General features: G+C 72.6%; 16 protein-coding genes. 10 read left to right on the forward strand and 6 right to left on the reverse strand.

Annotation, left to right across the window (positions count from 1 at the left end; translation table 11 throughout):
• The first annotated feature begins 66 nt into the window (after positions 1-66).
• Positions 67-819, forward strand: a complete 753-nt coding sequence (locus tag ACFYOB_RS10840) for an exonuclease domain-containing protein (protein ID WP_388557617.1) — start codon at positions 67-69, stop codon at positions 817-819.
• 13 nt (positions 820-832) lie between these two features.
• Here the strand turns inward: ACFYOB_RS10840 and ACFYOB_RS10845 are convergent, their stop codons facing one another.
• Positions 833-1,393 (reverse strand): TetR/AcrR family transcriptional regulator, encoded by a 561-nt coding sequence (locus ACFYOB_RS10845; protein ID WP_388557620.1) that lies wholly within the window; start codon positions 1,391-1,393, stop codon positions 833-835.
• A 96-nt stretch (positions 1,394-1,489) separates the two neighbouring features.
• Between ACFYOB_RS10845 and ACFYOB_RS10850 the strand changes: the two genes are divergently transcribed.
• Positions 1,490-2,113: a DUF2867 domain-containing protein gene (locus ACFYOB_RS10850; RefSeq protein WP_388557623.1), complete on the forward strand. Its 624-nt coding sequence runs from the start codon at positions 1,490-1,492 to the stop codon at positions 2,111-2,113.
• Positions 2,114-2,132: 19 nt separating this feature from the next.
• Here the strand turns inward: ACFYOB_RS10850 and ACFYOB_RS10855 are convergent, their stop codons facing one another.
• Both ACFYOB_RS10855 and ACFYOB_RS10860 read right to left on the reverse strand, forming a co-directional pair.
• A complete protein-coding gene (locus ACFYOB_RS10855; protein ID WP_388557626.1) occupies positions 2,133-2,747 on the reverse strand; it encodes a hypothetical protein in 615 nt (204 codons plus the stop codon).
• On the reverse strand, positions 2,747-3,601 hold the full coding sequence (locus tag ACFYOB_RS10860; RefSeq protein WP_388557628.1) for a phosphotransferase enzyme family protein: 855 nt from the start codon (positions 3,599-3,601) through the stop codon (positions 2,747-2,749). Before ACFYOB_RS10860 ends, ACFYOB_RS10855 begins: the two co-directional genes overlap by 1 nt.
• 89 nt (positions 3,602-3,690) lie before the next feature.
• Here ACFYOB_RS10860 and ACFYOB_RS10865 point away from each other — a divergent pair, with 89 nt between their 5' ends.
• The 7 genes from ACFYOB_RS10865 (at position 3,691) to ACFYOB_RS10895 (ending at position 10,445) form a co-directional block, all read left to right on the forward strand.
• Positions 3,691-4,653 (forward strand): carbohydrate ABC transporter permease, encoded by a 963-nt coding sequence (locus ACFYOB_RS10865; RefSeq protein ID WP_388557631.1) that lies wholly within the window; start codon positions 3,691-3,693, stop codon positions 4,651-4,653.
• Complete coding sequence (locus tag ACFYOB_RS10870) at positions 4,653-5,531, forward strand: carbohydrate ABC transporter permease (RefSeq protein WP_388557633.1); 879 nt, start codon at positions 4,653-4,655, stop codon at positions 5,529-5,531. Before ACFYOB_RS10865 ends, ACFYOB_RS10870 begins: the two co-directional genes overlap by 1 nt.
• Positions 5,531-6,844, forward strand: a complete 1,314-nt coding sequence (locus ACFYOB_RS10875; RefSeq protein ID WP_388557635.1) for an ABC transporter substrate-binding protein — start codon at positions 5,531-5,533, stop codon at positions 6,842-6,844. Before ACFYOB_RS10870 ends, ACFYOB_RS10875 begins: the two co-directional genes overlap by 1 nt.
• 43 nt (positions 6,845-6,887) lie before the next feature.
• Positions 6,888-8,090 carry a macrolide-inactivating glycosyltransferase gene (gene mgt, locus ACFYOB_RS10880; protein ID WP_388557638.1) on the forward strand — a complete coding sequence of 401 codons (1,203 nt, stop codon included), beginning with the start codon at positions 6,888-6,890 and terminating at the stop codon, positions 8,088-8,090.
• A 182-nt stretch (positions 8,091-8,272) separates the two neighbouring features.
• The gene (locus tag ACFYOB_RS10885; protein ID WP_388557640.1) at positions 8,273-8,821 is read left to right on the forward strand and encodes a DUF1697 domain-containing protein; all 549 of its coding nucleotides are present in this window, start codon (positions 8,273-8,275) and stop codon (positions 8,819-8,821) included.
• 239 nt (positions 8,822-9,060) lie between these two features.
• Positions 9,061-9,711, forward strand: coding sequence for a DUF4360 domain-containing protein (locus ACFYOB_RS10890; RefSeq protein ID WP_388557643.1), 651 nt, complete (start codon positions 9,061-9,063; stop codon positions 9,709-9,711).
• A 59-nt stretch (positions 9,712-9,770) separates the two neighbouring features.
• The gene (locus tag ACFYOB_RS10895) at positions 9,771-10,445 is read left to right on the forward strand and encodes a DUF4360 domain-containing protein (protein ID WP_388557647.1); all 675 of its coding nucleotides are present in this window, start codon (positions 9,771-9,773) and stop codon (positions 10,443-10,445) included.
• A 61-nt stretch (positions 10,446-10,506) separates the two neighbouring features.
• On the opposite strand, the gene ACFYOB_RS10900 is transcribed toward ACFYOB_RS10895, so the two are convergent.
• On the reverse strand, positions 10,507-11,022 hold the full coding sequence (locus ACFYOB_RS10900; protein WP_388557650.1) for a DinB family protein: 516 nt from the start codon (positions 11,020-11,022) through the stop codon (positions 10,507-10,509).
• Between the two features lie 205 nt (positions 11,023-11,227).
• On the opposite strand from ACFYOB_RS10900, the gene ACFYOB_RS10905 reads away from it, so the two are divergent.
• Complete coding sequence (locus ACFYOB_RS10905) at positions 11,228-12,235, forward strand: ketopantoate reductase family protein (protein WP_388557653.1); 1,008 nt, start codon at positions 11,228-11,230, stop codon at positions 12,233-12,235.
• A gap of 242 nt (positions 12,236-12,477) precedes the next feature.
• Here ACFYOB_RS10905 and ACFYOB_RS10910 read toward each other — a convergent pair whose 3' ends face one another.
• Both ACFYOB_RS10910 and ACFYOB_RS10915 read right to left on the reverse strand, forming a co-directional pair.
• A complete protein-coding gene (locus ACFYOB_RS10910; RefSeq protein WP_388557656.1) occupies positions 12,478-13,251 on the reverse strand; it encodes a sirohydrochlorin chelatase in 774 nt (257 codons plus the stop codon).
• Between the two features lie 5 nt (positions 13,252-13,256).
• Positions 13,257-14,012: ABC transporter permease (locus ACFYOB_RS10915; RefSeq protein WP_388557659.1), on the reverse strand; the 756-nt coding region annotated here is incomplete at its 5' end.

Genomic DNA, 14,012 nt, shown 5'->3' on the forward strand with positions numbered 1-14,012 from the left:
GGCTTGTCAGTGGCCCGTGGCAGGCTGAAAGCCGTTGACCGAAGGTGTACGGGGGGAAGGCGCGTGATGGGGGACTGGTACGGCGGTGTGCTGATCGGGTTCGACCTGGAGACGACCGGCACGGAGCCGGGGGAGTCGCGGATCGTGACGGCGGCGGTGGTCGAGGTGCGGGGCGGGGAGGTGCGCGGCCGGCGCGGCTGGCTCGCGGATCCGGGGATACCGATCCCGGACGAGGCCGCGGCGATCCACGGGATCAGCACCGAGCGGGCGGTCGCCGAAGGCCGCCCGGTGCGGGAGGTCGCGGACGAGGTCGCCGAGGCGCTGGTCGGGCACTGGCGCAGCGGCGCGGTGGTCGTCGCGTACAACGCGGCCTTCGACCTCACCTTGCTCTCGGCGGAACTGGCGCGGCACGGACTGCCGTCGCTCGCCGACCGGCTGGGCGGCGTGGCGGTGCCGCCGGCGCAGCCCGGGGGAGGGACGGGGCCGGTCGTGGACCCCCTGACCATCGACCGTGCGGTCGACCGCTACCGGCGCGGCAAGCGGACCCTGGAGGCGGTCTGCGGGGTGTACGGGGTCACCCTCGACGACGCGCACGACGCCGGGGCGGACGCGTTGGCGGCGGTGGAGGTGGCACGCGCGATAGCCGCGCGCCATCCCGAGGTGGCCGCGCTCACGCCGGCCGACCTGCACGCCCGCCAGGGCACCTGGCACGCCCGCTGGGCCCGGGACTTCCAGTCCTACCTGCGCCGCCAGGGCACCCCGGACGCGGTGATCGACACGGCCTGGCCGCTGAGGGGCCTGGTCCCGGCGGGCGCCTGACCGCACGCGGCGGCTATCGCAGGAGCCAGTTCCGGGTCAGTTCCATGACCTCCGCGCGGCTGCGGCCGCCGTGGTCGGCGGCGACGACGTAGCTGCCGATCCGTACGGAGAAGGTGAGCATGCAGCGGACCTCGACGTCGCCCTCGTCGGGGCAGAACTCGCCGAACAGCGAACGCAGGTAGTCCATCCGCCGGTTGTCGGCGCGCCGGAGCCGCTGAGCGACGGCCTCGTCGCGCCGGGCCCAGTCGCGGATCGCGAGGTCGACCGCCACGCCCGTCATCGGCTTGTCCCCGTACGAGGCGACGATCGTGAACAGCCGGTCCAGCTTGGCCCGCGCGTCCCCGCCACCGCTCTCGACCTGATCGATCACGGCCTCGGTGACCTCGCGCTCCCACGTGTCGAGCATCTCGGTGAGCAGCGCTCCCCGGTTGCGGAAGTACCCGTAGAAGCCGCCCTTGCTGACGCCGAGTGCCTGCGCGAGCGACTCGATGCGGACCGCCTCCGGGCCCCCGGCGGCCAGCGCCCGCAGCCCCTCCTCGATCCATGTGCCGCGAGGCGTGCGCGCCGTACCCATGATCTGTCTCCGCTCACGTGTCCCCCGGCTATACGGTGCCGTATAGCCGGGTGCTAGCCTTCTCCTATACGGCATCGTATAGATAGGGGCTTGCTCATGAGACTCCCGAAGACCGCGCACACCTCCCGTCCCTGGCGGATCCACGAGATCGCCGGCGACTTCCAGGTCGAGGACGTGTGGGAGCTGCCGACCCCAGGAGGTCCTGACGACCTCGCACATCTCGTGGACCAGTTCGCGCAGGACAAGGGGGAGCCCATCGACTCCCCCGTGGGGCGCGCGCTCTTCGCGATCCGCTGGAAGCTCGGGGCGCTGTTCGGCTGGGACAAGCCCGAAGACGGCGTCGGGGGCCGACTGTCCACGCTTCGGGACCGGCTCCCGGCGGACCTCCGCGAGGGCCCCAGGGGGCCGGACCTGACTGCGGTTCCGTTCACCTCCGTCTACCAGACGCACGACGAGTGGGCGGCGGAGATGGGCAACAAGACCGTGCACGGGGTGATGCACATCGGCTGGGTCCCGGACGGGGCGGGCGGCTACCGCGGCCAGATGGCCGTCCTGGTGAAGTCCAACGGACTGTTCGGCGGCCTGTACATGGCGGGCATCAAGCCCTTCCGGTACCTGGGGGTCTATCCGGCGCTGATCCGGGGAATCGGACGGGAGTGGCAGGCGCGCGCCGCCGATAGGTCCGCGGGCTCGGCGGGCGCCGTCGGCTCCGCGGGCTGACCGGACCCGCCGGACGGGCCTACGCCCCCCACTCGTCGGTGTACTCGACGTGGATGTCGCGGGCGCGGGCGTCGCCGCAGCGCACCTGCGCGCAGCAGTGCCCGTGGCGGGAGCCGTCGCGGACGTGGCCGGGACCGTCCTCGGCCACCCGCCGCAAGACGCCGGCGGTCTCGCGGAACACCCTCGCGCTGCCCGTCACGAACAGGGTCTCGGCGTGGAGGTGCTGGCGGAGCACGTCGCGGTTCCCCGCGTGGTGCAGGGCCGCGAGGCCGGTGCCGGGCTCCCGGACGGACAGCTCGACGCTGCGCCGCCGGCCAGGGCCGAGCCGCCCTCGCAGCTCCTTCCAGCGCGAGGGAGCGAACTGGAGCGAGTGGTGGAGCAGGACGAGGTCGAGCCCGCGTGACTGCGCGTCCGGGCGGGAGCCCCGCAGGGGCAGGTGGATCAGCGAGCGCGGCGAGGAGGCGGCCAGGGTCCACAGCCCGGCCATGAGCCGGGCGGCCTCCTGGTCGACGTAGGCGTTCAGGTACCAGGAGCCGTCGAGGAGCACGGCGCGCTCCGGCGGCCGGGCCGGGCGGATCACCTGGAACTCGTCCGCGCCGAGGCGGGCCCGGTGGACGGTCAGGGACAGCTTCATCAGAACGTGCTCCAGCGCGCTTCCCGGTCGCCCTCGCGCAGGGAGGCCACCCGGCGGCGGAATTCGGCCAGCGCCTTCGGACTGGTGGGGGCGTGCTGGGAGACCCAGGCGCAGCTGGCCGTCTCACGGGCCCCGCGCAGCACCGCGCAGCCTTCCCAGTCGCGGACGTCCCATCCGTACGCGCTCACGAACGCCTCGTAGGACTCGGCGGGCAGGCCGTACCGGTCGCGGGCGAGGGCCATCACCACCAGGTCGTGTTCGCGCAGGTCGGCCGATACGGTCTCCAGGTCGACCAGGACCGGGCCGTCCGGGCCGACGTGCACGTTGCGGGGCAGGGCGTCGCCGTGGATCGGGCCCGGGGGCAGGTGCGGCACGAGCCCGGCGACCTCACCGGCGTAGGCGTCGCGACGGGCTCTCAGGTACGCGGCGTCCGCCGGGTCGATGGCGTCCGCGGCCAGCCGCAGCCAGCGCTCGACGCCGCCCAGCAGGTCCCGCGCGGCCAGCGGGAACGGCGGCGCGGGCAGGGCGTGGAGCTGCCGCAGCAGTACGGCGAGGTCCTCGGGGCCCGCGGGACGCACCGCGCCCGGCAGCCGGTGCCACAGCGTCACCGGATGCCCGGCCACCAGCCGTGCCCTCGGTTCGGCGGCGCGGACCGCCGGGACGCCGGCTCCCGCCAGCCAGTGCGCGACGGCCAGTTCACGCTCGGCCCGGCCGAGCAGCGCCGGGGCCGCGCGGCCCACCTTCACCACCAGGTCCCCGGCCGCGAAGACCGCGTTCTCGCCCAGGGCCAGCAGCGCGGCGCCACCGTCCAGGCCGGCCTGCGCCAGTACGTCCCTGGCCCGCCCCTCGTCCATGTCGTTCTCCGGATCCGGATCGTCGTGAATGCGCCAAGTCTCCCATCCGGGTGTGCGATGCATTGACGCGGCATCAGGCCCTGCGCACGATGACCGCAGCCCGGCCGTCCCGATGCGGACGACCCGGACGATCCGCCGGGGAGGGGGTGAAGGTGACCGCCGCCGCCCCCGTGCGCACGGGCCGACGGGCCGACCCCGGAGCCTGGTTCCTGGTCCTGCCCGCCCTCGTACCCATCCTGCTGCTCAGCGTCGGCCCGCTCCTCTACGGCCTCGCCCTCGCCTTCACCGACGCCCAGTCCGGGCGGACCGAGCCCACCCGATGGGTCGGGCTCCGGGGCTTCCAGGACCTGCTCCACGACCGGCTGTTCTGGGAGTCGTTCCGGATCGGCCTGGTGTGGGCGGCCGGGGTCACCGTCCCGCAGTTCCTGCTGGGACTCGGCCTCGCCCTGCTGCTCAGCCAGAACCTCCGGCTGCGCTGGCTGGCGCGCTCGCTCGCGATCATTCCGTGGGCCATGCCCGAGGTGGTGGTCGGCATCATGTGGCGGCTCGTGTACCACCCCGACGCGGGGGTGCTGGGCGAGACCCTCTCCGGCCTCGGCCTCGCCGGGGACACCGACTGGCTCAGCGGCCTCGCCACCGCCCTCCCCGCCGTCGTCGTGGTCGGCATCTGGGCGGGCATGCCGCAGACCACGGTCGTGTTGCTGGCCGGACTCCAGAACACCCCGCACGAGCTCCACGAGGCCGCCGCCCTCGACGGCGCCGGGGCCTGGCGCCGCTTCCGGGCGGTGACCTGGCCCGCGATCCGGCCGGTGGCGCTGTCCGTCAGCGCGCTCAACCTCATCTGGAACTTCAACTCCTTCGCCCTGGTCTACGTACTGACCAACGGCGGGCCCGGCGGCCGCACCCGGCTGCCCATGCTCTTCGCGTACGAAGAGGCCTTCCGCTACGGCCAGTTCGGCTATGCCGCGGCGATGGGGTGTGTGATGGTCGCGGTGATCTCGGTCCTGCTCGCCGTGTACCTGGCCGGCCGGCTCAGGGAAGGGGACGCCTGATGGGGCCGCGCCGCGGGGTACGGGCCTCCCGGGCCGCCCCTGTCTCCCGGACCTCCCGGGCCGCGCGGGCCGGCCAGTACGCAGTGCTCGCCGCCTACCTGGTCTTCCTCGCGTTCCCGTTCCTGTGGCTGGTCTCCACCGCCTTCAAGCCCGCGCGTGAACTCGGCAGCCTGCACCCCACCTGGATTCCCGAGGACCCGACCCTCGGCAACTTCCGCCAGGCCTTCGCCGAGCAGCCACTGGTGCACGCCGCGCTGAACAGCCTGCTCGCCGCGGTGTGCGCCGCCGTGATCGCGGTCGTCCTCGCCACCCCCACGGCCTTCGTCCTCGCCCGCCGGCCCGGGCGGGCGGCCGCGGCCGCCACCGGCTGGGTCGTGGTCAGCCAGGCCTTCCCCTTCGTCCTGGTGATCATCCCGCTGTTCCTGGTGCTGAAGAGCCTGTACCTGGTCAACTCCGTGCCGGGCCTGATCCTCGTCTACGTCGTCTGGTCGCTGCCGTTCGCCCTGTGGATGCTGGTCGGCTACGTCCGCGCCGTGCCGAGGGAGCTGGAGGAGGCGGCCGCGATGGACGGGGCCGGGCGGCTGCGCACCCTCGTCTCGGTCGTCGCGCCGCTGCTGGCGCCGGGGATCGTGGCGACCGCGCTGTTCGCCTTCATCACCGCCTGGAACGAGTTCTTCTTCGCCCTCGTCCTCCTCAAGACCCCGGAGAAGCAGACCTTGCCGGTCGTCCTGACCCACTTCCTGGGCGCCGAGGGCGCCGCCGACCTCGGCCCGCTCGCCGCCGCGGCCTTCCTCGCGACCCTGCCCTCCCTGGTGATCTTCGCGGTCATCCAGAAGCGGATCACCGGCGGCATGCTGGCCGGGGCGGTGAAGAGCTGATGAGGACCAGCGGGTGGCGGGCCGGGGCGGGGGCGCTCGCACTGCTGGCCGGGCTGCTCGGCGGGTGCTCGGCGCCGGGCGGCGCCGCCGCCGGTGACGGGCCCGTGCGGCTGAGCTTCCAGTCGCTGGCCTGGCAGAAGGAGTCCGTCGACGCGAACAAGGCCCTGGTCGCGGAGTGGAACGCCGCCCACCCCGAGGTCCAGGTCCGTTACGTCCAGGGCAGCTGGAGCAGCGTCCACGACCAGCTGCTGACCTCCTTCGAGGGCGGCGAGGCGCCCGACGTCATCCACGACGCCTCCGACGACCTCGCCGACTTCGCCCACGGCGGCTACCTCGCCGACCTGCGGCCCCTCCTCTCCGAGCGGCTAAAGACCGACATCCCGGCCGCCTCCTGGGAGTCCGTGACCTTCGGAGCCGACGATGGTGTGTACGGAGTCCCGTTCCTCCAGGAACCCAGGGTGCTGATGGCCAACACCGGGCTCCTGCGCGCCTCGGGGGTCCGCATCCCCACCCCCGAAGCCCCCTGGAGCTGGGAGGAGTTCCGTACGGCCGCCCGACAGCTCACCGGCGAGGGCCGGTACGGGGTGGCCTGGCCGCTCAAGGATCCGGTCTCCGCCACCCTCGACCTCGGGCTGTCCGCGGGCGGCAGGCTCTTCCACCGCGACTCCGGCGGAAAGGCCGTCATCCGCTGGGCGGAAGGCGACGCCGTGGTCCCCGCCACCATCCGGGCCCAGATCGAGACCGACCGCAGCGCCTCCCGGGCCACCCTCGCCATGGGCGGGTCCGACACCCTGCCGGGCTTCTTCGGCGGCCGGTACGCGATGGTGCCGCTCGGGTTCTCCTACCGCCAGCAGATCGCGCGGCAGGCTCCGCCCGGCTTCGCGTGGCAGGTGCTGCCGCCTCCGGCCGGGGCGGACGGCCTCGGCGGGCCGATGCAGGGGGTGAGCCCGCAGACCCTCTCCATCGCGCGGGACAGCCCGCACAAGAAGGAGGCCGCGGCCTTCGTCGACTTCATGCTGAGCCCGGCCAACATGGTCCGCCTCGCCCGCGGCGACTGGATGCTGCCGACCGGCACGCGGGCGCTGGCGGACCCCGCCCTGCACACCCCCGAGCTCGGCTGGGCCACGGGCACGGCCCTGGCGGGCGGGCTGCGCCCGGCGCCCGCCCAGTCGGTGCGCGGCTATCCCGAGTGGAAGGACAAGGTCGCCACGCCGACGCTCCAGGAGTTCTACAGCGGGGCCATCGACCTGGGAGAGCTGGAGAAACGCCTGGTGGGGGACGGGAACCGGGTGCTCGCGCGCTACCAGAGGTGAATTCGCGTTGCACGAGACGTATCGTCTCGCTAGGGTCGTGGGCATGACCTCAGCCAAGCCCGCACACATCGCCATGTTCTCCATCGCCGCCCACGGGCACGTGAACCCGAGCATCGAAGTGATCCGGGAACTCGTCGCCCGGGGCCACCGCGTCAGCTACGCCATCCCCGCCGCTTTAGCCGAGAAGATCGCCGAGACCGGCGCCACGCCGGTGATCTGGACCTCCACCCTCCCCACCGAAGACGATCCCGAGGCGTGGGGCACCGAGCTCATCGACAACCTGGAACCCTTCCTGAACGACGCCGTCCAGGCGCTCCCGCAGCTCGCGGCCGCCTTCGAGGGCGACGAACCGGACCTCGTCATCCACGACATCACCGCTTACCCGGCACCCGTGCTCGCCCATCGCTGGGGCGTGCCCGCCGTCTCCCTCTCGCCGAACATGGTCGCCTGGGAGGGGTACGAGGAGGAGGTGGCGGCGCCCATGTTCGCCGAGCTGAAGGCGTCGGAGCGCGGACAGGCGTACTACGCCAGGTTCGCCGCCTGGCTGACCGAGAACGGCCTCGGCGACCAGGTCGACAGCTTCCAGGCCCGCCCGCGCCGCGGCCTCGTCCTGATCCCCCGGGCGCTCCAGCCGAACGCCGACCGCGTCGACGAGTCCGTGCACACCTTCGTCGGCGCCTGCCAGGGCGACCGCGCGGCGACCCAGGGACGCTGGCAGCGACCGGAGTCGGCCGGAGGCAGGAAGGTACTGCTGGTCTCGCTCGGCTCCGCCTTCACCAAGCAGCCCGCCTTCTACCGGGCCTGCATGGACGCCTTCGGGGACCTGTCCGACTGGTACGTGGTCCTGCAGATCGGCAAGTTCACCGACGAGGCGGACCTCGGCGCGATCCCCGCCAACGTCGAGGTCCACCGCTGGGTTCCCCAGCTCGACATCCTGCGCCAGGCCGACGCCTTCATCACCCACGCGGGCGCCGGCGGCAGCCAGGAGGGCCTCGCCACCGGCACCCCGATGGTCGCCGTACCGCAGGCCGTCGACCAGTTCGCCAACGCCGACATGCTGGCCGCGCTCGGCGTGGCCCGGCACGTCCCGATGGACCGGGCGGACGCCACCACCCTGCGGGAAGCGGTACTCGGACTGCTCGCCGATCCCGAGGTCGCCCGGCGCGCCGAAGCAGTCCGCGCGCAGATGGCCACCGAGGGCGGCACACGCCGGGCCGCCGACCTCATCGAGGCCGAACTGTCATAGGGCGGCCGCAAGGGCTGTCCCGTAATCCCCGGCGGGCGCACGGCGCCGGCTACGGCACCTCGCCGCGTTGTCGGAACGCCCGAATACGCCCAGTATGGGGGCCCCTCCGCCTTGCGATGCACCGCATCCGACGCCGTGCGCTGACCCACCGGGGATTACGGGGCAGCCCTTAGGGTGCCCCCATGGCGAAGAAATACGCGGCGCTGTTGCGCGGCATCAATGTCGGCGGGAGCAAGAAGGTCCCGATGGCGGAGCTGCGCTCCGTACTGGAGGGGCTCGGCCACGGCGACGTGCAGACGTACCTGCAGAGCGGGAACGCCGTCTTCACCAGCGCCGAGAAGGACCCGGCGGCGCTCGCCCGCGAGCTGGAGGCGGCCGTCGAGGCCCACTTCGGATTCCCGGTGCCGTGCCTGGTGATGGACGGCGCGTACCTGCGGGCCGTCGCCGAGGACTGCCCCTTCCCGGCAGCCGAGCTGGAGGGCAAGCAGCTGCACGCCACCTTCCTCTCCGAGCAGCCCGGCGCCGAGCGGTTCGCCGCGATCGACCAGGCGGCGTACCTCCCGGAGGAGTACCGGCTCGGCGACCGCGTCATCTACCTCTACGCCCCGGGCGGCCTGGGCCGCTCCGAACTGGCCCCGGTCCTGCTGAGGCCCTCCGTCCTCAAGGGCATCGACGCGACCAGCCGCAACTGGAACACCGTCGTGAAGCTGGTGGAACTGACGCAGGGTTGACGGGGCGCTCCGGGTGGTTCTGGTCATTCTCCCGGTCTGCGGGCGACCGACGGTGGCTGCTCGCGGCGGGGGAGCGGGCTGATGAGGGGGCGGGGAGGGGAGCGGGGCCTTGCGCGGAACCGGCCAGAGAATCGCGGCCGGGTGCTGTTGGCCGTATCGCACCCTTCCCGGTCCCACCCGTTCGTGATGGCATGTGCATGCCCAATTCAGGGCCGGTCCGCACGAATGGAGAAATCGAGATGTTGCTCCGCAGACTGACTTCCGGCGCGGCCGTGGCGGCATTAGCGGCCATGGCCGTTTCCGTACCCGCGCAGGCCGATTCCGCGTACACGCCGCCCGGGAGAATTACGGTCGACGTGGTCGGAGCCAACGGATCGGGGTGTCCGCAGGGGACCGCCGACGTGGCAGCGGCCTCCGACAACACCGCCTTCACCGTCACGTACAGCAACTACCTCGCCCAGGCCGGAGCCGACGCGGGCGGCACCGAGTTCCGCAAGAACTGCCAGCTCGCCCTCCGGATCCACGTGCCCCAGGGGTTCACCTACGCCATCGCCCGCGCCGACTACCGCGGCTTCGCGCACCTCCAGCGCGGGGCCTTCGGCCAGGAGCGCGCGAACTACTACTTCCAGGGCTCGGCGCAGACGGCGCGCACGACCCATCAGTTCAACGGCCCGTACACGGACAACTGGCAGGCGAGCGACCAGACCCAGTACGCCGACCTGGTCTGGGCGCCGTGCGGCGAGGAGCGCAACCTCAACGTCAACACCGAATTGCGCGTCTATGCGGGGACGTCGAACCCGCAGGCCCTGAGCTTCATGAGCATGGACTCGACGGACGGCAGCGTCAGCACGGTCTATCACTTCGAGTGGAAGGAATGCACCGCGGTCTGACGCCGGCAGCCCGACACCGAGTGAGTGCAGGACCCGACTCATGGTCAGGAGTGACAACGATGTCCCATTCCCTGTCTCGCACCCTGCTCACCATCGGCGCGGCCGCGGCGCTGATCGCCACGGCGACGCCGGCCGGGGCGGCCGGTCCCGGCCCGCTGATCACCGCTCCACCGGACAAGATCGTGATCGAGCTCGCCACGGTGAACGGATCCGGTTGCCGCGAAGGCACCGCCGAGGTGGCCGTCGCACCGGACAACACCGCCTTCACTGTCACCTACAGTGAATACCTCGCGCAGGTCGGCCCCGGCGCCCCGCCCACGGCATTCCGCAAGAACTGCCAGCTCAATCTCCGCGTGCACGTACCTTCGGGTTTCACCTACGCCATCGTCCAGGCGGACTACCGCGGATTCGCATTTCTGCAGCCCGGTGCCTGGGGTCAGGAACGGGCGAACTACTACTTCCAGGGAATGCCCCAGACTTCCCAGCGGACCCATCAGTTCAACGGGCCGCTCAACGACAACTGGCAATCGAGCGACAAGACGGAGTACGCCGATCTCGTCTGGGCGCCGTGCGGAGAGAAGCGCAACTTCAACATCAATACCGAACTGCGCGTGAATGCGGGCACTTCCAACCCGCAGACGTCCACCAGCTTCATGGCCATGGACTCCACGGACGCCAGTGTCAGCACCCTCTACCACCTCGCCTGGCAGGTGTGCCCGACCCCCAAGGGCTGAGCACGGTCCGGCGGCTCACGGGCGGTGCAGCGCTGTTTCGGCGAGTTGGTGACAGCAGCCTCTAGTAGTAGCCCTTCGTGCCGTCGAGAAGCTCCCGGACGATGTCCGCGTGCCCCGCGTGCCGCCCCGTCTCCTCAACGAGGTGGGTCAGTATCCAGCGGAGGTTGGCGCTGCCGGAGCGGAAGCCGGGGTGGCGGCCGACCTCGTCCAGGGAAGCTGCGGCGACGATCTCGTTGCTGCGTGCGCACTGGGCCTCGTACTCCGCGAGGAGCTCGGCGAGGGGGCGGCCGTCGGTGTGCCAGTCAGCGTCTTCGCTCGACTCGTCGAACGACGGGTTCTGCTTCTCGTCGCCGCCGAGGAACAGCACCTCCAGCCACGTGTGTTCGGTCCATCGCATATGGGAGACGAGGCCGGCCATCGTCATGATCGGTGAGGTCGGGATGACCGAGCGGTGCGCGTCCTCGTCGCTGAGCCCTTCGCATTTCCAGCGCAGGATCTGCCGCTGCAGGTCCAGCCATCCGATGAGCGCGGTGCGTTCGTCCGCTTGGAGCGGGGGGCGTTCCAGTTCCGATGCCATGTCGGCGCACGCTACCTGGGCAGTCGGGAGGGGGCACCTGGATTTACCGGACAGCCTTCGGGCGCAACTCGCGCAGGTCAGGACCGCACCCGGACCACCCGTTGATCACCACTCGGTACGGGCCGCCGCGCCCGCCGCGCGTGAGTACCTCGTTCACCGTGCCCCGACGGTAGCGCGGGGCCCCGGATGTGCCAGGCTCTGGGGCATGCGTTACATCATCATCGGCGCGGGCGCGGTGGGCGCCACCATCGGCGGACGGCTCGCGGAGGCGGGCGGCGAGGTCGTCCTCGTCGCGCGCGGCGCGCACGCGGAGGCCCTGCGGGCTGACGGCCTGCGGCTCACGACGGCCGACGGGACGCGGGTGCACCGGCTGCCCGTGGTCACCGGACCGGCCGAACTGGGTGAACTGCAGCCGGACGACGTGCTGTTGCTGGCGGTGAAGACCCAGGACGCCGTCGCCGCGCTCGACGCGTGGGGAGACGCGGAGGTCGCGGGCGGCGGGACGGCGGCGCAGCGGCTGCCGGTGCTGTGCGCCCAGAACGGCGTGGAGAGCGAGCGGCTGGCGCTACGGCGCTTCGCGCGGGTGTACGGGGTGTGCGTATGGCTGCCCGCCACGTTCCTGGAGCCGGGCGTGGTCTCGGCGCTGTGCGCGCCGCTGACCGGCATCCTGCACGTGGGCCTGGCGGCGGGCGGCACGGACGCCGTGTCCCGCGCGGTCGCGGCGGACCTCGGGAAGGCCGGCTTCGAGGCGCCGGTGGTCGAGGACGTGATGCGGTGGAAGTACGCGAAGCTGCTGGGGAACCTGGGCAACGCGATCCAAGCCACGACGGGCCCCGAGCCGGACGCCGCGAAGGCGGCGCTGCTGGGGCGGGCCGCCGGCGAGGCGAAGGCGGCCTTCGCCGCCGCGGGCATCGCGTACGCCTCGGAGGCCGAGCAGGCGGATGCGCGCGACGGCAAGGTGAACCAGCCGCCGGGGATCCGGGGCGGGTCGTCGTGGCAGAGCCTGGCGCGGGCGACCGGGTCGGTGGAGGCCGACTACCTCAACGGGGAGATCTCCCTGCTGGGCCGGCTGCACGGGGTGCCGACGCCGGTGAACGACGTACTGCGGCACGCGGCGAACATCTTCGCCCGCGAGGGCCTGCCGCCGGGCGCGATGTCCATCGAGGACCTGACCGCCCTCGCGGACGAGGCCGCGGCCCGGGCCCGGTCCTAGGGGGTTGTCTGACGGATCAGGGCCGGGCCCGGCTCGCCCGGCACCGGCGCTTGCCGCGTTGTCGTCGGTCGCCGACGTCCCCCAGCTACCGCTGGGAGGTGCCCCCACCGCGTCGACTCCCTCCTCCGCCTTGCAATCCACGGCACCAGCCGACCCGGGCTGTCCGACCCTGATCCGTCAGACACCCCCTAGCTCAGGGACCAGCCGGGGCCGGCCGCCACGGCGTCCCGGCCGGGGCGCGGCTACGCCGACAGGGCGGCGAGGCGGGCCGGCGCCGAGGCGGCGGCGTCGTAGCGGCGCAGCAACAGGCGGGCCAGTTCCGGGGCCGCGCCCAGGACCGGCGCGATCACGTCCGCGCCCGCGGCTTCGGCGCCCGCCGCGATGCGGTCCGGGAGCCGCCCCGGGGCGATGACGTAGGGAGCCACCGCCACCCGGGCGAAGCCCTCGCCGCGCAGGGCCCGTACGGCGTCCTCGGTACGGGAGAACCCTGCGGGAGAGGCTCCGGAGGCGAACGCAGGCCGCACGGCGCACCAACCGGTGTGCCGCCACTCCCGCGCGGTTCCAGCGATCGCTGCGATCGCCTCCGGGTCTGTGGAACCGGCGGACGCGAGCACCACCGCGGTGGTGGTGCGGTCCGCCGGGGTGAGTCCGGCCTCGGCCAGCCGGCGTTCGAGGGCCGAGACGAGCAGCGGGGACGGGCCGAGGACATCGGCCACCCGGACCGACAGTCCCGGCAGCCGGGCCGTCGACTCGGCCAGCGCCGCCGGGATGTCGGACTTCGCGTGGAACGCCCGGGTGAGCAGGAGCGGCAGCGCCACGACGTCCCGTACGCCCGACAGGTACAGCGAGGACAGAACCTGCCCGACGGACGGGGTGTTGAAGTCCAGGAAGGCCGTCTCCACCCGCAGCCCGGGCCGCAGCGCCCGGGCCCGCCCGGTGAGGGCGTGCACGGTCGCCGCGTGCCGCGGGTCGCGGCTGCCGTGGGCTATGACCAGGAGTGCCGGCGCGGGGGACACGGGACTCACTTGACCAGCAGGCCGCGGCTGCGCAGCACCCAGCGCTCGACCGGGCTGAAGATCAGCAGGTCGATGGCGATGCCGACGACGAGGATGAGGATGATCGCGAGGAAGACGCCGGGCAGGTCGATGTTGTTGCGGCCGTTCTCCAGCAGCTGGCCCAGGCCCAGGCCCAGGTCGGGGGAGCTGGCGATGATCTCGGCGGCCATCAGGGAGCGCCAGGAGAAGGCCCAGCCCTGCTTGAGGCCGGCCAGGTAGCCGGGCAGTGCGGCCGGCATGACGATGTGCCGCGCGCCGCTCAGCCCGGTGGCGCCCAGGGTGCGGCCGGCCCGCAGGTAGAGGGGCGGGATCTGGTCGATGCCGGAGACGAGGCCGTTGGCGATGGACGGGACGGCGCCCAGCAGGATCACCGTGTACATCATGGCGTCGTTCAGGCCGAACCAGAGCACTGCCGGGGGTACCCAGGCCACGGACGGCAGGGACTGCAGGCCTTGCAGGATCGGGCCGATCGCGGCGCGGACGAACTTCACCCGGGCGACGAGCAGGCCGAGGGGGGTGCCGATGGCCAGGGCGAGGAGGAAGCCGAGCAGACCGCGCGAGACGCTGGTCCAGATGACCTCCAGGAGCGTGCCCTTGAGCCACATGTCGGACAGGCTGTCCCACACGGCGGACAGGGCGGGGAGTTTGGTCTCCTCGGTGACCTTCGCCGCGACGAGGATCTGCCAGACCAGCAGTACGAGGCCGACGGCCAGGACCGGCGG

The sequence above is a fragment of the Streptomyces sp. NPDC006463 genome (genome assembly GCF_042870715.1).
Lineage (GTDB): Bacteria > Actinomycetota > Actinomycetes > Streptomycetales > Streptomycetaceae > Streptomyces.